This is a genomic window from Lentzea sp. NPDC036949, from assembly GCF_055608075.1.
In genome coordinates, this window is record NZ_JBVJRA010000006.1 from 426,229 (window position 1) to 445,415 (window position 19,187).

The 19,187-nt window shown below is 73.0% G+C and carries 18 protein-coding genes; 16 read left to right on the forward strand and 2 right to left on the reverse strand.

The annotated features are described in order from the left end of the window. The 3 genes from ACZ7CD_RS19870 (at window position 1) to ACZ7CD_RS19880 (ending at window position 3,028) form a co-directional block, all read left to right on the forward strand. Window positions 1–972 carry an NAD-dependent epimerase/dehydratase family protein gene (locus ACZ7CD_RS19870; protein WP_470379438.1) on the forward strand — a complete coding sequence of 324 codons (972 nt, stop codon included), beginning with the start codon at window positions 1–3 and terminating at the stop codon, window positions 970–972. Window positions 973–1,047: 75 nt separating this feature from the next. Further along, a complete protein-coding gene (locus tag ACZ7CD_RS19875) occupies window positions 1,048–1,614 on the forward strand; it encodes a dTDP-4-dehydrorhamnose 3,5-epimerase family protein (RefSeq protein WP_458431601.1) in 567 nt (188 codons plus the stop codon). 19 nt (window positions 1,615–1,633) lie between these two features. Beyond that, entirely contained in the window at window positions 1,634–3,028 is a 1,395-nt protein-coding gene (locus tag ACZ7CD_RS19880; protein ID WP_360393526.1) for an NDP-hexose 2,3-dehydratase family protein, read from the forward strand. Between the two features lie 30 nt (window positions 3,029–3,058). Here ACZ7CD_RS19880 and ACZ7CD_RS19885 read toward each other — a convergent pair whose 3' ends face one another. Further along, window positions 3,059–4,168 (reverse strand): DegT/DnrJ/EryC1/StrS family aminotransferase, encoded by a 1,110-nt coding sequence (locus ACZ7CD_RS19885; RefSeq protein WP_470379439.1) that lies wholly within the window; start codon window positions 4,166–4,168, stop codon window positions 3,059–3,061. Window positions 4,169–4,415: 247 nt separating this feature from the next. Between ACZ7CD_RS19885 and ACZ7CD_RS19890 the strand changes: the two genes are divergently transcribed. Then, the gene (locus tag ACZ7CD_RS19890; protein WP_470379440.1) at window positions 4,416–5,636 is read left to right on the forward strand and encodes a macrolide family glycosyltransferase; all 1,221 of its coding nucleotides are present in this window, start codon (window positions 4,416–4,418) and stop codon (window positions 5,634–5,636) included. Further along, window positions 5,633–7,108 carry an AfsR/SARP family transcriptional regulator gene (locus ACZ7CD_RS19895; protein ID WP_470379441.1) on the forward strand — a complete coding sequence of 492 codons (1,476 nt, stop codon included), beginning with the start codon at window positions 5,633–5,635 and terminating at the stop codon, window positions 7,106–7,108. The genes ACZ7CD_RS19890 and ACZ7CD_RS19895 overlap by 4 nt, the downstream gene beginning before the upstream one ends. A 210-nt stretch (window positions 7,109–7,318) precedes the next feature. Here ACZ7CD_RS19895 and ACZ7CD_RS19900 read toward each other — a convergent pair whose 3' ends face one another. Continuing rightward, window positions 7,319–8,929 (reverse strand): FAD-dependent monooxygenase, encoded by a 1,611-nt coding sequence (locus ACZ7CD_RS19900; RefSeq protein ID WP_470379442.1) that lies wholly within the window; start codon window positions 8,927–8,929, stop codon window positions 7,319–7,321. 142 nt (window positions 8,930–9,071) lie between these two features. On the opposite strand from ACZ7CD_RS19900, the gene ACZ7CD_RS19905 reads away from it, so the two are divergent. From ACZ7CD_RS19905 to ACZ7CD_RS19955, 11 genes are read left to right on the forward strand one after another with little or no spacing between them, the layout of a single operon-like run. Then, window positions 9,072–9,818 (forward strand): 3-oxoacyl-ACP reductase family protein, encoded by a 747-nt coding sequence (locus ACZ7CD_RS19905; RefSeq protein WP_360393512.1) that lies wholly within the window; start codon window positions 9,072–9,074, stop codon window positions 9,816–9,818. A gap of 55 nt (window positions 9,819–9,873) precedes the next feature. Beyond that, window positions 9,874–10,179 (forward strand): acyl carrier protein, encoded by a 306-nt coding sequence (locus ACZ7CD_RS19910; RefSeq protein WP_360393509.1) that lies wholly within the window; start codon window positions 9,874–9,876, stop codon window positions 10,177–10,179. Next, window positions 10,176–10,655, forward strand: coding sequence for a 3-hydroxyacyl-ACP dehydratase FabZ (gene fabZ, locus ACZ7CD_RS19915; RefSeq protein ID WP_360393506.1), 480 nt, complete (start codon window positions 10,176–10,178; stop codon window positions 10,653–10,655). Before ACZ7CD_RS19910 ends, fabZ begins: the two co-directional genes overlap by 4 nt. A gap of 7 nt (window positions 10,656–10,662) precedes the next feature. Continuing rightward, a complete protein-coding gene (locus tag ACZ7CD_RS19920) occupies window positions 10,663–11,736 on the forward strand; it encodes an aminomethyl transferase family protein (RefSeq protein ID WP_470379443.1) in 1,074 nt (357 codons plus the stop codon). 46 nt (window positions 11,737–11,782) lie between these two features. Beyond that, a complete protein-coding gene (locus tag ACZ7CD_RS19925; protein ID WP_470372348.1) occupies window positions 11,783–14,056 on the forward strand; it encodes a beta-ketoacyl synthase N-terminal-like domain-containing protein in 2,274 nt (757 codons plus the stop codon). Then, window positions 14,053–14,781 (forward strand): nitroreductase family protein, encoded by a 729-nt coding sequence (locus tag ACZ7CD_RS19930; RefSeq protein WP_360393498.1) that lies wholly within the window; start codon window positions 14,053–14,055, stop codon window positions 14,779–14,781. Before ACZ7CD_RS19925 ends, ACZ7CD_RS19930 begins: the two co-directional genes overlap by 4 nt. Beyond that, window positions 14,778–16,028 carry an FAD-dependent oxidoreductase gene (locus ACZ7CD_RS19935; RefSeq protein ID WP_360393495.1) on the forward strand — a complete coding sequence of 417 codons (1,251 nt, stop codon included), beginning with the start codon at window positions 14,778–14,780 and terminating at the stop codon, window positions 16,026–16,028. The genes ACZ7CD_RS19930 and ACZ7CD_RS19935 overlap by 4 nt, the downstream gene beginning before the upstream one ends. Beyond that, window positions 16,025–16,906, forward strand: coding sequence for an alpha/beta fold hydrolase (locus ACZ7CD_RS19940; RefSeq protein WP_360393493.1), 882 nt, complete (start codon window positions 16,025–16,027; stop codon window positions 16,904–16,906). Before ACZ7CD_RS19935 ends, ACZ7CD_RS19940 begins: the two co-directional genes overlap by 4 nt. A gap of 51 nt (window positions 16,907–16,957) precedes the next feature. Further along, a complete protein-coding gene (locus ACZ7CD_RS19945) occupies window positions 16,958–17,872 on the forward strand; it encodes an ACP S-malonyltransferase (protein ID WP_360393490.1) in 915 nt (304 codons plus the stop codon). Next, entirely contained in the window at window positions 17,869–18,312 is a 444-nt protein-coding gene (locus ACZ7CD_RS19950) for a holo-ACP synthase (protein ID WP_360393487.1), read from the forward strand. Before ACZ7CD_RS19945 ends, ACZ7CD_RS19950 begins: the two co-directional genes overlap by 4 nt. Next, window positions 18,303–19,151, forward strand: coding sequence for an ester cyclase (locus ACZ7CD_RS19955; protein WP_470379444.1), 849 nt, complete (start codon window positions 18,303–18,305; stop codon window positions 19,149–19,151). The genes ACZ7CD_RS19950 and ACZ7CD_RS19955 overlap by 10 nt, the downstream gene beginning before the upstream one ends. Window positions 19,152–19,187: the final 36 nt, after the last annotated feature.

Sequence of the window (19,187 nt, forward strand, 5' to 3'; positions counted from 1 at the left end):
GTGCCGGGAGAACTGGGCGGCGCTCTCGTCGCGGTGCTCGGCGGGTCGGGGTTCGTGGGTTCCGCGGTGTCCGCACGGCTGGCGGCGCGGGGCGCGCGGGTGCGGGTGGTGGCACGTGCTCCCGGCGTGCCGCCGTTCCCGGCCGAGGTCGTCGCGGCCGACCTGACCGAGCCCGGCGCGGTCGCCGCCGCGGTCGCGGGCGCGGACGTGGTGCTGCCGCTGGTGCTGTTCACCGGCGGCGGCACCTGGCGGGTCGCCGCCGGTGGCGCGGCCGACGCCGCCAGGGTCAACGTCGGCATCGTCGCCGAGGCCGTGGACGCGGCTCGTGGGACGGTCGTGTTCGCCGGCTCCACCTCGCAGGTCGGGCCGGGCGCGCCGGAGCGGATCGACGGCACCGAGACCGACCACCCCGAGTCGGAGTACGACCGGCAGAAGTGCGCCGCCGAACGGCTCGTGCTCGACGCGGGCGGCTGCTCCCTGCGGCTGCCCACCGTGTTCGGCCCCTCCCCCGGCTCTCCTGACCGGGGTGTGGTGACCGCGATGGCGCGGCGTGCGCTCGCGGGCGAGCCGCTGACCGTGTGGGGAGCCGGGGACGTGCGGCGCGACCTGGTGTTCGTGGAGGACGTCGCCGAGGCGTTCGCGGCGGCCGTGGCGCACGCCGACCGGCTGGCCGGACGGGCGTGGCTCGTCGGCTCGGGCACGGGCGTCCCGGTGCGGGCGCTGTTCGAGCTCGTCGCCGCCACCGTCGCGGAACACACCGGTCGCCCGGCCGTGCCGGTGCTGTCGGTGCCACCACCGCCGTACGCCACCGCGTCGGACTTCCACAGCCTCGTGGCCGACCCGGCCGGTCTCACCCTCGCCACCGGGTGGCGGGCCCGGGTTCCCCTCGCCGACGCGGTGTCGAGGACCGTCGCCCACCTGATTCAGTCCTCAGTGGACGGTCTGCGGCCGGACACCCCTAACCGCGGATAGGGGTTCCCCTAAGCTGGTTGACCACGCGGTTCGGGCCGCTGCACGCTGATCACCGTCCTGAGACGGAGGTCGTCGATGAAAGCCCGCGCACTCTCTGTCGGTGGGGCCTGGGAGTTCGAGCCTGAGGTGTTCCCGGACGACCGCGGCCTGTTCGTCTCCCCGTTCCAGCACGACGTGTTCGCCGAGGCGGTCGGTGCGCCGCTGTTCGCCGTGGCCCAGGCCAGCGCCAGCGTGTCACGCCGCGGGGTCGCCCGCGGCGTGCACTACGCCCGCACGGCACCGGGGTGCGCGAAGTACGTGACCTGTTCCCGCGGGCGGGTGCTGGACATCGTGGTGGACCTGCGGGTCGGCTCGCCGACGTTCGGCGAGTGGGACTCCGTCGAGCTGGCGGGCGACGGCTTCCGCGCCGTCTACCTCCCGCCAGGGCTCGGCCACGCGTTCATCGCCCTCGACGACCACTCCACCGTGCACTACCTGCTGTCCCGCGGCTACGAACCCGCGGACGAGCTGGCGGTGTCCATCGTGGACCCGGACCTGGCACTGCCCGTTCCGGCCGACGTCGTGCTGTCCGAACGCGACCGCGCCGCACCGGGCCTGGCCCTCGCGCGGGACACCGGACTGCTGCCGGTCCACGCCACCTGAGCAGAGGAGAGCACCCCAGGTGACCGCACCCACCCGCCGTCCTGCCCGGACGCGCCTGGCCGAGTCGATGCTCGCCGCGCGTGACGCCGACGCCGTGCACGCCTGGCTCGCCCGCACCGCGGAGCACAGCTGGATGAACGTCGAGCGCGTGCCGCTGGACGACCTCGCCGGCTGGCTCACCGAACCGGGCACCGGCAACCTGCGCCACCACACCGGCCGGTTCTTCAGCGTCGAGTCGCTCGCCGTCGACCTGCCCGGCGCGCTCGTGCCGCACTGGTCGCAGCCGATCATCAACCAGCCGGAGATCGGCATCCTCGGCATCCTCGTGCGGGAGGTCGACGGCGTGCTGCACTGCCTGATGCAGGCCAAGCACGAACCGGGCAACGCCAACGGCCTGCAGCTGTCGCCGACCGTGCAGGCCACCCGCAGCAACTACACCCGCGTGCACCAGGGCAAGCCCATCCCCTACCTGGAGCACTTCCGCGACACCTCCGGCCACCACGTCCTGGTGGACATCCGGCAGTCAGAGCAGGGCGCGTGGTTCTACCGCAAGCGCAACCGCAACATGGTCGTCGAGGTCGACGGCGACGTCGAGGTGCGTGAGGGGTTCCGCTGGTTCACCCTCGGCGAGATCGCCGGCCTGATGACCGTGCCGGACCTGGTGAACATGGACGCCCGCACGGTGCTGGCCTGCCTGCCCGGCGGCGGCGCGGCACTGGCCGCGGCGGCCACCGACCCGTTCAGCGAAGCCCTGGTCCGGTCGGGAGACCCGGCCACGCCCGGCGTGCACACCACCGGGGAGGTGCTGAGCTGGATCACCGAGGTCCGCACCCGCACCGACCTGCGGGTCGCCCTCGGCCCGCTGGCCGGGTTGCCGGACTGGAGGCGTGAGAACGGCGTCATCGCGCACCGCAGCGGCGGGTTCTTCACCGTCGTGGGCGTGGACGTGCGAGCCGGCGGGCGTGAGGTCGGAGCGTGGTCCCAGCCGATGATCGAACCGGTCGGCACGGGGGTGATCGCGTTCCTGGTCAAGGAGATCGGCGGCGTGCTGCACGTGCTCACCCACGCGCGCACCGAACCCGGCTACGCCGACGTGACCGAGCTGGCGCCCACCGTGCAGTGCGTGCCAGAGGCGCACGACCACCTGCCGGCGCGGCCCCGGTTCCTCGACGAGGTGCTCGGCTCGACCAAGATCCGCTTCGACGCCGTGCTGTCCGAGGAGGGCGGCCGGTTCCTCGGCGCCCGCAACCGGTACCTGGTCGTGGAGACCGACGCCGAGGTCGCGCGGGACGACCCCGAGTACCGGTGGCTGACCCTGCACCAGTACGAGGAGCTGCTGCGGCACAGCTTCTACGTCAACATCCAGGCCCGCAGCCTGCTGCTGTGCCTGCGCAGCCTCCTCCCGCGCGGGTGAGGCGGGCGGTGCCGCCCGCCACCGGCCCGGTCAGAGCGTCGCCAGCACCTGCTTGAGCGCGTCCACCACGTGCTCCTGCGTGTCCTGGGGCAGCGACGGGTACATCGGCAGCGAGAAGATCTCGCCGGCCACCCGCTCGGTCACCGGCAGGCTGCCCTCGGCGTAGCCCAGGTGTGCGAACCCGGTCATGGTGTGCACCGGCCACGGGTAGCTGATGTTCAGGTGGACGTCGTGCGCCTTCAGGCGTTCCAGGATGTCGTCGCGCCGCGGGTGGCGCACCACGTGGACGTAGTACGAGTGCGTGTTGCCCGGCGCGGTCGACGGCAGCACCAGGTCGGTGTCCGCCAACGCTTCCGCGTACCGCGCGGCCACCGCCTGCCGCGCCGCCACGTAGTCGTCCAGGCGGACGAGCTTGCGGCGCAGGATCTCCGCCTGCACCTCGTCGAGCCGGCAGTTGTGGCCGGGCGTCTCCACGACGTAGTAGGTCTTCTCCATGCCGTAGTACCGGTGGCGGCGCAGGTTCGCGTCCACCTCCGGGTTGTTCGTGATCGTCGCGCCGCCGTCGCCGTAGGCGCCGAGCACCTTGGTGGGGTAGAAGGAGAACGCGGCGGCGTCGCCCATCGACCCGGCCACCCGGCCGTGGTGGCGCGCGCCGTGCGCCTGGGCGCAGTCCTCCAGCACCAGCAGGCCGTGCTGCCGTGCGAGCTCCTGCAACGGTTCCATGTCCACGCACTGGCCGTACAGGTGCACCGGCAGCAGGACCTTGGTGCGCGGCGTGATCACCGAAGCCACCTGGGCGACGTCCATCAGGTAGGTGTGCGGGTCCACGTCGACGAACACCGGTGTGGCGCCGACGGCGTCGATCGCCAGCACGGTCGGCGCGGCGGTGTTGGACACCGTGACGACCTCGTCGCCGCGGCCGACGCCGAGCGCCTGGAGCGCCAGGCGGAGGGCGTTCGTGCCGTTGTCCACGCCGACGCAGTGGGCGACGCCGTGGTAGGCCGCGAACTCCGCCTCGAAGGACGACACGCTCGGCCCGAGGACGAGCCTGCCGGAGGAGAACACGGTCTCGACCGCGTCGAGTATGTCCTTGCGCTCCATTTCGTATTCGCGCGAGTAGTCCCAGACGAGCGTGGCCATCGGCAGCCCTTTCGCTGTGGTCGGCTTCCCGGCCAGCCTAGGTCTGGCCCCCGGCTAGGGGGTAACCCCTAATCTGCAGGTCAGGGTGGCTGGAACCGACCCCCTGGAGGCAACCGGCGACCCGCTCGTCCGTGGCAGGGGAACAGGAGTGATAGGGGTGTCCAGGCCGCTTCCGGTCGCTTTACGGTGACCACGCTCCCGGCAGGGTCGCCGGATTCCAGCACAACAATCGGGGCGAGGACGACAAATGTCGCGGCATTTCCTGTTCATGTGCCACCCGGACCACGGGCACGTCATCCCGAACCTCGCGGTCGTCACCGAACTGGCCGCGCGCGGGCACCGGGTCACCTACCTGACCGCACCGAGCATGGCGGAGATCGCCGCCGAGGCGGGCGCCACCGTCGTGACCTACCCGTCCCGGTACCGCGACGCCGACTTCGCCCTCGTGGCGAACGATCCCGGTTACCTGATGGGCGTGCTGCTCGACGAGAGCGAGGCCATGCTCGCCACCGCGACGGCCGAGCTCGACGGCGACCGGCCGGACTGCCTGGTCTACGACACCTCGGTGCTCCACGGGGCCCGTGTGCTGGCCCGGCACTGGGACGTCCCCGCCGCGCAGGTGATCCCGGTGTTCGCCTCCAACGAGCACTTCTCCTTCCTCAACGCCATGTACAACCCCGAGTCCGACGCCGCGGAGCAGCCGGCCCAGGAACGGCCGAGGGAGATGCCCGAGTGGGTCGCCACCACCATGGGGCGCATCGGCGCGCTGTGCGCCCGCTACGGGGTGGCCGCCGCGCCGCACGAGGTGTGGTTCGAGGTGCCGCCGCTGAGCCTGGTCACCGTGCCGCGGGAGTTCCAGTACGCGGGTGAGACCTTCGACGAGCGGTTCGCGTTCGTCGGGCCGTGCGTCGGCGACCGCGGCTTCCTCGGGACGTGGACGCCGCCCGCCGGCGACCTGCCCGTGGTGCTGGTGTCGCTCGGCGCGGTGTTCAACGAGGACGAGGGTTTCTTCCGCACGTGCGTCGAAGCGTTCCGCGGCCGGCCGTGGCACGCGGTGATGACCACCGGCGGCGGTGTGGACCGCGCCTCGCTCGGCGACCTGCCGCCCAACGTCGAGGTGCACGACTTCGTGCCGCACGTGGCGGTGCTGGAGCACGCGGCCCTGTGCGTCACCCACGCCGGCATGGGCACAGTGATGGAGGCACTGCGGTCCGGCACGCCGATGGTGTGCGTGCCCGGTTCCGCGCTCGACCGGCCCACCGGGTGGCGGGTCCGCGAACTGGGCCTCGGCACCGTGCTCGACCCCGCCGGCCTCACGCCCGAGGTGCTGGTCGACGCGGTCACGTCGGTGCTCGGTGACCAGGAGATCGCGGCCAGGTCGGACCTCATGCGCAAGGCCGTCGCGGAGGCGGGCGGTGCGGCGCGCGCCGCCGACGAGGTCGAGAAGCACCTGGCGCGGTCGCGTTGACCCCCGCCCCTGTCGAGTTCGGCGTGCTGGGCCCGATCCGGTTCCTGCGCGCCGGCGTCGAAGTGCGGGTGGGCGGTCCCCGCGAGCGCGCGGTGCTGGCACGGCTGCTGTTCGACGCCAACCGCGTGGTCAGCGTGGACCGGCTCATCGAGGCGGTGTGGCACGGCGACCCGCCGGCCAGCGCACGCGGGCAGATCGCGATCTGCGTGTCCCGGCTGCGGCGGGCGCTCGGCGAGTCGGGCAGGGCCGTCGACACCGCGAGCCCCGGCTACGTGGCGCGGCTGGACGAGGACTCCGTGGACTGGTTGCGGTTCAACGGACTCGTCGGCAGGGCCCGGCCGCGCGCGGCGAGCGGTGACGTGGCGGGCGCCGCGGCGCTGTACCGCGAGGCGCTGGGGTTGTGGCGCGGTGTGCCGTTCGAGGACCTGCCCGGTCTGCGCGCGGAGGCGGTGTCGCTGCAGTCGGCGCGACTGGACGCGGTGGAGGCGTGCGCCGAGCTGGAGCTGCGGCTCGGGCTGCACCACCGGGTCGGCAAGGACTTGGCCGCGGTGGTGGCGGAACACCCGCTGCGCGAACGGGCGCGGGCGCAGCTGATGCTGGCCCAGTACCGGTCGGGCCGGCGGGCCGACGCGCTGCGCACCTACCAGGACGCCCGGCGGGTGCTGATCGAGCAGATCGGCCTGGAGCCCGGTCCGGAGCTGCGGGAGCTGCACGAGCAGGTGCTGCGCGACGCGCCGGCGCTGCTCGCGCCGGTCCGCGTCGAGGTGTCGGCGGTGGCACCGTCCCAGCTGCCGCGCCAGGTCCTGCCGTTCGCCGGCCGGTCGGCCGAGCTGGCCGGGCTGGACGCCGCCCTCGCGCCGGGCACCGACGTGCCGGGCGTGGTCGTGCTGTCGGGCCCCGGTGAGGTGGGCAAGACGGCGCTGGCGCTGCGCTGGGCGCACCACCGCCTCGACCGGTTCCCGGACGGGCAGCTGCACTCCGAGCTGGTGGACGACTTCGGCCGCCCGGTGCCGCCGGCCGTGGTGCTCGACCGGTTCCTGCGGGCGCTCGGCGTGCCCGCGGCGTCCATTCCGGACGATCCGGGTGAGAAGGTCGCGCTGTACCGCAGCACGGTGTCGCACAAGCGGGTGCTGGTGGTGCTGGACGGTGCGGTGGACCACGCCCAGGTGCGGCCGTTGCTGCCCAGCGGCGCGCACACCAGGGCCATCGTCACCAGCAGGCACCCGATGGACGAGCTGGTCGCCCGTCAGGGCGCGCACCGGGCGTTCCTGGAGCCGCTGACGGCGGACGAGTCGTGGCAGCTGCTGACCATGCTGCTCGGGAACGACTGGGTGGCGGAGGAACGCGGTGAGGCGAGCAGGATCGTCGGCTCGGCGGACGGCTTCCCGCTGCCGCTGCGCCGCGCGGCGGCGGGCGTCCGGCCGGCACCGCACCGCCAGGACCGCCGCTGGCTGACCGGCGTGCCCGCGTGACCGGTGCGGCCCGTCGAATCGCGCGACGTGCCCGCTTGACTGGTGCCACCCGCCAACCTCGCGACGTGCCCGCTTGACCGGTACCGCCCGCCAACCTCGCGGCATGCTCGCTTGAACGGCGCGGCGCGCCAAACCGCGCGACGTGCCCGCCTGACCGGTGCTGCCCGCCACACCGCGCGGCGGGCAGCACCACTCCGGCCGGTGGGCCGGTCAACCACGTGCGAGAACGGCGTCCACCGCCACTGACAGCGCGTCCGTCGACGCGGTGTCCGTGCTGCGCCAGGCCACGTGCCCGTCCGGCCGCACCAGCACCGCACCTGCCGCACCCACGCCGTAGACCGTGGCCCAGTCCGGTGACACCACCGCGGTCGAGCCGTCGGCCGACACCTCGACCGCGCTGATCGCCACCCCGGTCCGGGAGCCGGCCTCCTTCGCCGCCTGCGCCCAGCCGCTGCCCGCCGGGGTGAGCAGGACGAACCCCGCGCCGAACAGGTCCAATGTGGACAGCAACTCCGCACCCCTGGTCAGCGGCACGTGCGGCGCGCGGTGGCCCGGTCGCGCGGTCGGGACGTAGGTCCGGTAGGGGTCCTCGACCACCGGTGCGCCGGTGCCGTCCGGCACGACGGCGGCGGAGTCGTAGTGGAAGCCGAGGACCAGGCCCTCGCAGCTGCGCCGGCCCGCCTGCTGCGCGATGGCCTCCTTCATGGACAGCTTGCCCTCCATCATCTGGAACGTGATGAAGGCGTTCGCCAGGCTCTCGCCGACGGTGCGCTCGCCGATCGGGTGGCGCTCGGCGTCGTAGGTGTCGAGCAGGGCCTCGCCGGCCGTGCCCGACACCACCGCCGCCAGCTTCCACACCAGGTTGTGCGCGTCCTGGATGCCGCAGTTCATCCCGAACCCGCCCTGCGGCGTCGACACGTGCGCCGAGTCGCCCGCCAGGAACACCCGGCCCGAGCGGAAGCGCGTCGCGGTCACCGCCTGTTGCAGCCACGGCATCACGCCGACCAGCTCGACGTCCAGGTCCGGCACGCCGACGGCCTCGCGCACCACCTGCACGCAGAACTCGGGCGTGAAGTCGGCCTCGCTGCCACCCTCCGCCGGGTCGTAACCGGTCTGGATGATCCAGCGCCGCTGGTTGTCCACCGCCTCCACCGCGCACGGGATCGCGCTGCGGATGAAGTACAGCGCGCACATCCTGCCGGTCAGCAACGGCACCAGGTCGGCGTCGAACATGATGCTGATCATGTGTCCGAGCGGTGGCGGGCCCTCGACGCCGATGCCGAGCCGTTCGCGCACGGTGCTGCGCCCGCCGTCCGCGGCGATGGCGTAGCGGGCGCGCACGGTGGCGCGGCCGGAGGCGGACTCGACCACGGCGTCCACACCGGACTCGTCCTGCTCCAGTGACGTGAGGGTGGTGGCGAACCGGACGTCCGCACCGGGCGAGCGCTCGGCCAGGCCGCGCAGCACCACCTCGAACCTGTCCTGCGCGCAGATGTAGGTGTACGTGGGGCTGTGCGGCGCGTCCTCGGCGAGCGGGGCGACCTCGCGGTGGAAGTCGTCCGCGGTCAGCGAGGAGCCGACGCCGACGGCCAGGCTGTCCTCGCGCGGCAGTCCGGCGCGCTCGACCTCCTCCCCCACTCCCCACGCCCGCACCAGCTCCATCGTGCGGGTGGACACCAGGCGCGCCTTGGGGAAGATCGACGTCCCCTGGTGCCGCTCCACCAGCAGTGACGTCAACCCGTTGCGGGAGCACTCGATCGACGCGGCGAGGCCGACCGGGCCACCACCCACGATCAGGACGTCGACCTCGAAGTCAGCCATGAGCAGGAGCCTGCGACACCGCCGCGGGGACGTCAAGGAGGCGGATATCGAAGTGATAGAGCACTGAAGTCGCAGGTCAGTAGCGTTGCGCCGAACGACGGCGTGCACAGCGGGCAAGCCTTGGACAACGTGAGGGGGCACCATGTTCGCCGAAGGATCGGTCGCCGTGGTCACCGGCGGCTCGCGCGGGATCGGGCGGGCCGTCGTGGTCGACCTGGCGGCCCACGGCGTGCACGTCGTGGTCAACTACTCCCGCTCGGAGGAGCAGGCCGAGGAACTTGTCGCGCAGGTCGAGCAGAACGGCGGCAGCGCGAGCGCGGTGCGGGCCGACGTGACCGACGAGGACGCGGTGCGCGAGCTGTTCCGCTCCGTGCGCTCCGAGCACGGCCGGCTCGACGTGCTGGTCACCAGCGCGGGCGTGACGCGGGACCGGCACCTGGTCGCGATGAGCAGCGCCACGTTCCGCGAGACGATGGACATCAACGTGCACGGCACGTTCCTGGCCTGCCGCGAGGCGATGCGCATCATGCAGCACCAGCGGCGCGGGGCGATCGTGACCCTCAGCTCCGCGAGCGGCCTGGACGGCGGCTTCCCCGGCCAGACGAACTACGTCGCGTCCAAGGGCGCGATCATCGCGTTCACCAAGGCGCTGTCCTACGAGGCCGCTCCGCACGGCGTGCGCGTCAACGTGGTGGCGCCGGGGTTCGTCGAGACCGACATGACCAAGGTCATCCCCGCGAAGCTGCGCGACGACTACTCCTCGCGCATCCGGCTCGGCCGCATGGGCCGCCCGGAGGAGATCGCGAACCTGGTCACGTTCCTGGCTTCCGACAAGGCGTCCTACATCACCAGCGAGACGTTCGTCGCCAACGGCGGCGGGCTCGGCTGATCCCCCGGGCCGGAACACCCCCGAGCCGGACAACCCAGCGGACGGAAGGACAAGCGTGACCCTCGACGAACTGCGCGCCACGGCGGCCGCCCGGCACGACACGTGCGCCCAGATCAAGAAGATGATCGTCTCTCGGCTCGACCTGCCGATCGAGCCCGCGTGGATCACCGACGACCAGCCGCTGTTCGGCCGCGGACTGGAGCTCGACAGCCTCGACGTGCTGGAGCTGTACGTGGCGATCGAGGCCGAGTTCGGCGTCGCCCTCTACGACAGCGACATGTCGGTGTTCGGTTCGGTGTCGCGCCTGGCCGACCACGTGAACCCGGCACTGGCCGAGCAGGCCTCGACCGGTTCGGCATGACCACCACCCGGGAGCCCGTGCGTGCGGGGACGTCGCTGACCAACGACCAGCTCCGGGAGGTCCTGCCGCACCGGTGGCCCTTCCTGCTGATCGACCGGGTCGAGAAGGTCGAGCCCGGTGTCGGCGCGGTCGGGATCAAGAACGTCGCGGCCACGGAGATGTGGTTCCAGGGGCACTTCCCGAGCGCGGCCGTGCTTCCGGGCGTGATCGTCGTCGAGGCGATGGCCCAGCTCGCCGGCGTGGTGTTCGCCCTCGCCGGCGCGGGGCCGATCGGCTACCTCGCGGGCGTGCGGTCGATGCGGTTCCGCCGCCCCGTCGTGCCGGGTGACCAGCTCGTCATCACCGCCGACCGCACGGCGGGAGCCCGCGGCTTCAGCGAGTTCAAGGTGAGCGCCAGGGTCGACGGCCAGATCGCCGCCGAGGGCACCATCACCATCGCCGACCCGGCAGCCACCAGCCCTACCGGAAAGGTTTGACACGCCAATGGAACCCCTGACGTCGCCGGTGAAGGCCGCGCACCCCGAGGGCACCGCGCACGGCACCGTCCTGGACGCCGAGGTCGCGCTCCGGTTCAGCACGCTCGACGCCGAGTACGAGGCGATCCGGGAGCGAGCCGCCCTGCTGGACCTGTCCGGCGAGCGGATCATCGAGCTCTCCGGCGGCGCCGCCGTCGACTTCGCGCAGAAGGTGCTGGCGCGCGACGTGGAGTACCTGACCGCCGAGCGCTGCATGACGAGCCTGGTGCTCGCCGAGGACGGCACCGTCGTGGACCAGGTCGTGGTGTGGGGCCGGGAGGACGGCCTGCTGCTGGAGTCCTCCACCGGCGCGGGCACGCGGCTGCTGGAGCACCTGCGCGCACACACCGAGCCCGGCGTGGAGATCACCGACCGCACGGACGAGTACGCGCTCTTCGGCCTGGAGGGCCCGTACGCGTGGGGCGTGGTCGGCCGGCTGATCGACGGCGAGCTGGCCGCGCTGCCGTTCGAGTCCGTTGTGGACAGCCAGTGGGACGGCGTGGACATCCTCTTCGCCCGCACCGGTGTGACGGGCGAGTACGGGTACAAGGTGCTGGTGCCGCGCGAGTCGGCAGAGCGGCTGTGGACCAAGGCGCTGGAGCACGCCGTGCCCGCCGGTCAGGACGCCGTGGAGCTGGCGATGCTGGAGGTGCGGCAGCCGGTCGTGCGCCACGAGGCGGGCGACGGCGTCGACGTGCTGGAGATGGGCGCGGGCTGGCTGGTGGACATCACCAAGGACGAGTTCGTCGGGCGTGCCGCCGTCGTGGCCGCCTTCGAGGGCACGGCCGAGCGCCGCACCGTCGGCTTCTCCGGCGGCACCGAGGTGCCCGCGCCGGGCACGCCGGTCACCGTGGGCGGGGAGAAGATCGGCGAGGTCGTCCACGCCGTGCACAGCATCGGGCTGAAGTCCTCCCTCGGCCTGCTGCGGCTGCCGCCGGACCTGGCCGCGGCCGGGCTCACGGTCACCGTCGGCGACACCGAGGTCGTCACGCTGACCAGCCCGTACGTCACGCCCAAGAGCTGGAGCACCCCGATCATCTGATCTGGTCCCCCGAGCGGTCGCCCGGGGTTTGCGAGGAGGAGCGAGCATGGCGCTGCGGCCAGTGGTCATCACCGGAGTCGGGGTGATCTGCGCGGCGGGCAGGGACCCGGAGGAGTTCTGGGCCCGGCTCACCGCCGGCGCGGGCGGCATCACCGCCGTGGACGACGAGCGGTTCGCCGCGTTCGAGGCCAGGTTCGCGGGCCAGGTGCCCGACGAGTGGATCGACGCGCAGCTGCCGGCCGAGGACACCGGGCTGGACCGCACGGCCCGGCTCGCCCTCGTCGCCGCCCGGCAGGCGGTCAGCAGGGCGGGGCTGGGCGCGGTCACGCCCGCGGAGCTGCCCGGCGAGCGGTTCGGGTTGGTCCTCGGCAAGTGCCAGGCCACCCCGACCGCGGCGGGCGGCTACCAGCCCATGCACGCCACCGGTGACGTCATCGCGGGCAAGCTGGGCATGACCGGCCCGCGCGTCCTGGTCTCGACCGCGTGCGCGGCGGGCGGCAACGCGGTCGGCCTGGCCAAGGACAAGATCCTCACCGGTGAGGCGGACGTGGTGCTCGCCGGTGGCGTCGACCCGCTGCTGTTCGGCACCTACGCGGGGTTCGCGGGCCTGCAGGCCCTCAGCGCCCGCCCGTGCGGCCCCTACAGCCGCTCGGACGGCCTGAACCTGGGTGAGGGCGCGGCTTTCCTGGTCGTGGAGGCGCTGGACCACGCGCTGGCCAGGGGTGCGGAGCCGCTGGCGGAGGTCGCGGGCTACGGCCTGTCCGCCGACGCCTACCACGCCACCGCACCGGACCCGACCGGCCGCGGCGGCATCACGGCCATGCGCAGGGCTCTCGCCGACGCCGGTCTCGACACCGACGCGGTGGACTACGTCAACGGGCACGGCACCGGCACGCCCGCCAACGACGCCATGGAGAAGAAGGTCATGCGCGCCGTGTTCGGCGAGCGGGCGCCTCAGGTGCCGACCAGCAGCATCAAGAGCTTCATCGGGCACACGCTGGGCGCGGCGGGTGCGGTCGAGGCGGTGGCCAGCGTGCTGGCCCTGCGCACCGCGACCGCGCCGCCCACCATCGGGTTCACCGACGAGGCGATTGCGGAGTCCACTTTGGACTTCGTGCCGAACACCGCGCGTCCGCTGCACATGGACGTCGTGGTGTCCAACAACTACGCGTTCGGCGGCAACAACGCCTCGCTCGTGCTGCGCCGCCCCGGCGGCCCGCGCGAGTACGACGAGCTGCCGGCCACCGAGGTCGTCCTCACCGGCCTCGGACCGGTCACCGGTCTGGGCACCGGCATCGCCGAGGTCGCCGAGGCGGTCGCCAACGGCCGCACCGCGGTCGGCGCGGAGCCGTCGCTGGAGGGCCGCACGTTCGCGCCGCGCTCGCTGTGGCGGCACATGAACCACCTGTCCCGCATGGCGATCGCCGCCTCCCGGCTGGCCTGGGAGGACGCCGGGCTGAAGCTGCCCCGCGCCGCCCTGGACAACGTGGGCGTCGTCTTCGCCACCGCGGCGGGCTCGGTGGAGAGCACCGGCGGGTTCGACGAGAGCGTGCTGGCCAACCCGAACAAGCCCGCCGTGCTCAGCTTCTCCAACGTGGTGCTCAACGCCACCGGCGGCGCGGTGTGCCAGACCCTGGGCCTGCGCGGCCCGACCACGACGATCTGCAACGGCGGCGCGTCGGCGTCCATCGCGCTGGACTGCGCGGTGGAGATCATCCGGTCCGGCAAGGCGGACGTGGTGGTCGTGGTCGCCGCCGACGAGTCACCGCAGCCCGGCGACGGCGCGCAGGTCGACCCCTACGACCGCAACTCGGGCGAGGCGTCCGCGTCGGCGTCGGTGGCCCTGGTCGTCGAGTCGGCCGCGCACGCCGCCGCCAGGGGCGCGACCCCGTACGCGCGGGTGCTGAGCAGCGCCCACGCGAGCGCCGGAGCGGACGACGAGCAGGCCCTGGTGGAACGCGCCATCGCCGCGCTGCCCACCGACGGCGTGGACCTGGTGGTCGGTGCGGCCACCGGCAGCGCGACCGACGAGGCGGAGGCGGGCGCGGTGCTCGGCGCCGTCCCGTCCGCCCGGCTCACCGCCACCGCGGGACTGACCGGTGACGCGGGAGCGGCCACCGGCGCGCTGAACCTGGCGCTGGCCGCGCTCGCGCTGCGCGACGGCGTCGCACCGGCCATCGCGGGACTGACCAGCCCCCGCGCCGGCACGGTCGAGTCCTACGTCACCAAGCCCGAGCTGCCGGCCAGGCCGGCCAAGGCACTCGTGCTCAGCGCCGCGCCCGGTTCGGTGCGCGGAGGAACCCTGCTGGGTGCGGTGTGACCGGCCTGCCCTTCGACGTGCTGGAGACCGACCGGCTGCTCACCACCACCCGGTCGGTGCGCCGCCGGCTCGACCTCGACCGGCCGGTGCCGCGCGCGGTGATCGAGGAGGCTCTGGAGATCGCCGTCCAGGCCCCGACCGCGAACGACCAGCAGAACTGGCGCTGGGTGGTGATCACCGAGCAGGCGGTGAAGGACCAGCTGGCGGAGCTGTTCGACATCTCCTGGCAGTTCCACCAGAAAGAGGTGTGGACGCGCTCCGGGCGCCGCCGCAACAACCCGCAGATGAGGAAGAACAACGCCTCGGCGGCCGCACTGGCCGAGACCATCGCCAGGGTGCCGGCGCTGGTGATCCCGTGCGTGCTCGGCCGTCCGCCGGACATCGGCGCGATCGACGCCGAGTGGCTCGGCTCCACCGGTACCCGCAACCTCGGCACCTGGCAGGAGGGTGTGCGGATCGGGGCCATGCGGGCCAGCAACTTCTACGGCTCGATCTTCCCCGCGGTCTGGTCGTTCCAGCTGGCCCTGCGCAGCCGCGGGCTCGGCAGCACGATCACGTGCATGCACCTGCCGTTCGAGCGGCAGGTGGGCGAGCTGCTCGGGATTCCCGCCGGTGTCACCCAGGTCTGCCTGGTACCGGTCGCCTACACGATCGGCACGGACTTCCGGCCCGCCAAGCGGGTTCCGGCCAAGGAACGCACGTCCTGGGAGAGGTGGCAGGCATGACCGTCGAGCACACCGGAGTCGACGTCGTCGTGGTGGGCGGCGGTATCGCGGGCGCGTCCGCCGCGGCCAACCTCGTGCAGAACGGCCTGTCCGTGGTGCTGCTGGAGAAGCAGGAGACCTACCGGGACATCGTGCGCGGTGAGTGGATCGCGCCGTGGGGCCTGCGTGAGGCGCAGACGCTGGGCGTCGAGGAGGCGTTCGGCCTCGGCGGCGCGTGGGAGATCCGCGAGTGGACGCAGTGGGACGAGACGGTCGACCCGGCCGAGGCGGAGACCGTGGACATGACGCGGTTCGTGCCCGGTGTCGGCGGCCCCATGTCGTTCCCGCACCACGAGGTCTGCGCGCTGATGGCCGAGCAGGCGGAGGACGGCGGCGCGGAGGTGGTCATGGGCGCGCAGCGGGTCCAGGTCACCGCCGGAACCAGCCCGGAGGTCCGCTGGACCCACGCGGGGCAGGAACACCTGGCCAAGCCGCGCATCGTCATCGGCGCCACCGGCCGCGGCTGCACGGTCGGCCGCCAGGTCGGCGTGTCCATGGCGACCTCGGTGCACCACTGGGGCGGCGGGCTGCGGGTCACCGGCCTGGACGACTGGCCGATGGACGTGCAGGCGATGGGCACCGAGGACGAGAAGATGTTCATGGTGTTCCCGCAGGGCGACGGCAACGCCCGGCTCTACATCAACTTCCCCACCGCCAACCGGAAGCTCTACCAGGGCCCGGAGGGTGAGAAGCGGTTCATCGCGGACTTCGAGCTGGCGTCGCTGCCCGACCGCGGCAAGGCCGTCTACACCGCCGCGACACCGATCGGGCCGCTCAAGCTGTGGCCGTCGGTCGCGATGTTCCCCGAGCAGCCGATCGTCATGGACGGCGTGGTGCTCGTCGGGGACGAGGCGGGCAACGCCGACACCGTGCTCGGCACCGGCCTGTCGTGCAGCCTGCGCGACACCCGTGCCGTGTGCGAGGTGCTGACCGGTGGCGACGACTGGTCCCCCGCGGCCTTCGAGGGGTACCTGGCCGAGCGGAAGTTCCGGATGGACCGGCTGCACTTCGGCGCGGACATCATCGCCAAGCTGCACTGCGAGTTCGGTCCCGTCGCGGCCGAGCGCCGGCGCCGGGCGCGCGAGCTGATGGCGGACAACTTCGCCGCGTCGGTGACCGGCCTGCTCAACATGGTCCCGCCAGAGGACGTGCCGGAGTTCGGGTTCAGCGAGTTCTTCGCCGAGAGGCTGTTCAGGGAGAGGGCATGAGCGTCAAGGACACCCTGCTGACCGGGTCGGCACACGTCAACGGCATCGACATCGCCTACGTGGACAAGGGAGAGGGCGACCCGGTCGTGCTGCTGCACGGCTTCCCCGACTCGCACTACCTGTGGCGGCACCAGATCGACCCGCTGGTCGAGGCGGGCTTCCGGGTCATCGCACCCGACCTGCGCGGCTTCGGCGAGTCGGGCAAGCCGCAGGAGGTCGAGGCGTACGACATGCGCACGATCGTCAACGACGTCGTGGCGCTGACGCAGCACCTCGGCATCCCCAAGGCGCACATCGTCGGACACGACTGGGGCGCCGCCATCGCGTGGATGTACGCGTTCCTGATGCCGCGCCGCGTCGACCACCTCGCCGTGCTGTCGGTCGGGCACCCCGGTGTGTTCAGCACGCCGTCGATCGAGCAGCGCAAGGCCAGCTGGTACATGCTCTTCTACCAGTTCCCCGGCGTGAGCGAGCAGTTGTTGCGGCGCAACGGGTGGCGGCTGTTCAAGGAGATCATGGGCGGCGAGGGCGACCACCAGCGCTACCCGCGCGAGCTGGCCAAGCCGGGCGCGCTCACCGCGGCGCTGAACTGGTACCGCGCCAACCGCTCCCCCGAGTCCGAACTGCGCGTGGAGGGCAACTTCCCGCCCGTGCTCGCGCCCACCCTCGGCATCTGGTCCACCGGGGACAAGGCGCTGCTCGAAGAGGGCATGACGGGCTCGGTGAAGTTCGTCAAGGGCTCGTGGCGCTATGAGCGCGTCGAGGACGCCAGCCACTGGATCCCGCTGGACCAGCCGGAGATCGTCACCAAGCTGCTGCTGGGTTTCCTGGGCACCGAGAAGGCCGCGGCGGTGCCGTCCCGGCGGCGGCGGCTCTGACCGGCACCCGGCTCGTCGGCAAGGGCAGCGCAGAGGACTGGAGGTGCGCAGGTGATCGGCTTCGTGTTCCCCGGCCAGGGAACGGTCCGGATCGGCATGGGCGGCTGGCTGCGCCGCGACCCGGTGGGCGCGGCGGTGGTCGCGCGCGCCGACGAGCTGCTGCCCGAACCGGTGTCGGAGCTGTGCGCCCGCGGGCCGCTGGACAGGCTCGTCGACACCCTGCACGCGCAGCCCGCCGTGACCGCGTGCAACCTCGCCGCGCTCGCGGTCCTGCGGGACCGCGGCGTGGAGCCGGACGTCGTCGCCGGGCACAGCGTCGGTGAGATCAGCGCGCTGTGCGCGGCGGGCGTGCTCGACGCCGACACGGCGCTGCGCCTGGTCGCCGTCCGCGCCCGGCTCATGGCCGACCTGCCGGACACCGGTGGCATGACGGCCGTGCTGGGGCTGACGCCGCACCGGGTGGAGGAGCTGGCCGCCGAGGCCGCAGGGCCGGACGAGCCGCTGGTCGTCGGTCTGGAGAACGCGCCGGACCACACCGTCGTCTCCGGCGCGACCGCCGCCGTCGAGCGGCTCGTCGCGCTGGCCACGGCGGCCGGCGCCCGCAAGGTGGTGGCGCTCAAGGTGAGCAACGCGTTCCACTCGCCGCTGATGGCGGGCGCGCTGGACGGCTGGGCCGAGGCGGTGCGCGCGACACCGATGCGCTCGCCGCGCGTCCCGGTGGTCCCGAACACGACCGCCGAACCCACCACGGACCTGCCGACCATTGTGGACGCCCTGATCGCTCAGTTCACGGAACGGGTGCGGTGGACGGAGACCATGCGCGTGCTCGCCGACGCTGAGACGCTGGTCGAGGTCGGCGACAGCAAGGTGCTCACCGGACTGCTCCGCGGCGTCGGCACCGGCTGCGTCAGCATGGCCGACCCGGCCGCCGTGCGCAGGCTGCGCCGCCCGGAGCCCGCGGCATGACCGGGTGGGGCAGCGCCGCGGTCGCCTTCGGCGAGCTGACCGCGCCGTGGCAGCTGGTCGAGCCGATGCCGCTGGAGGTCGTGTTCACCCGCCCGGAACGGCTGCGGTCCGGCGCCGGCCGCACCCTGCAGCACTGGGCGGGCCGGCTCGCGGCCAAGTACGCCGTGCTGCGCCTGCTGGACGAGCCCGTGACCGCGGAGAACCTGGGTGCGGTGGAGGTGCTGCCGCTGCCCGCTCCCCTCTGCAGCCGCACGGCGGCCTGCCTGCACGGTCACCCGCCGGGTGTGCGCCTGATCGGCCCGCTGGACGGCAGGGAGGCGCCGGGCACCCGCGTCCGGGTCTCCGTGAGCCACACCGCCGACCTCGCGTTCGCGGTGGCGCTGACCTCCGCCCGGCTGGCCGAGGACCACGACCTGGAAGCGGTGACCGCATGGACCTGATCGAGACCGCCGTGCGGTGGGCAGCGGCCTGGCGCGAGCGCGACGCCGCCGCCATCGCCGACGCGGTGGCGGAGTTCGCCGACCCGGACACCCCGGAGCCGGTGGCGGGCGCGGACCTCGTCGCGCACGTCGAGGCCGTGCTGACCCGGTTCCCGGACCTGGTGCTCGACTTCGCACCGGCCGCCGACGCGGGCGGCACCGCCGTGCTCACCTGGACCCTGACCGGCACGCACCGCGCCCCCTACCTCGGGATACCGGGCACGGGCGGTGCGGCGCGGGTGGACGGCGTGGACGTGCTGACCGTCGTGGACGGCGCGGTGCGCGTGCGGCGCCACTTCGACCGGGTCGCCCTGGCCTCGTCGCTCGGCCACACGGCGCGCTTCCTGCTCAGCCACGACGAGGTGCAGGAGTACGGCATCAGCGCACGCACCACAGTGGACAGAACCGACTACCCGCGGGTGCTGACGTTCACCTACCTGGACGTCCGCGACGACGTCGAGGGCGCGGAGGTCGACCTGCTCAGCACCGAGGTGGTCAAGTCGATGCGCGCCTCCAAGGGCTTCCTCGGCATGAGCACGTTCGAGATCGGCGCCCGCAAGTACACGATCAGCGCCTTCGACCGCCCGGAGTCGGTCCGCGCCGTGCACGCCCGGCCGCACCAGCGGTCCCTGCGGAAGTTCTTCCGCGGCGGCCTGTGCACCGGCGCGTACACCAGCGTGTGGGTGCTGGAGCGGGAGAGCTTCCACCTGCGCTGCCCCGACTGCGAGGAGATGGTCGACGCGGGCGCGGGCAGGACCTGCGCGTGCGGCACCACCCCGACCCCCGACCCCCTGTTCTGACTTCTCCGTTCCGACGCTCTGTTCTGACGATGCCAG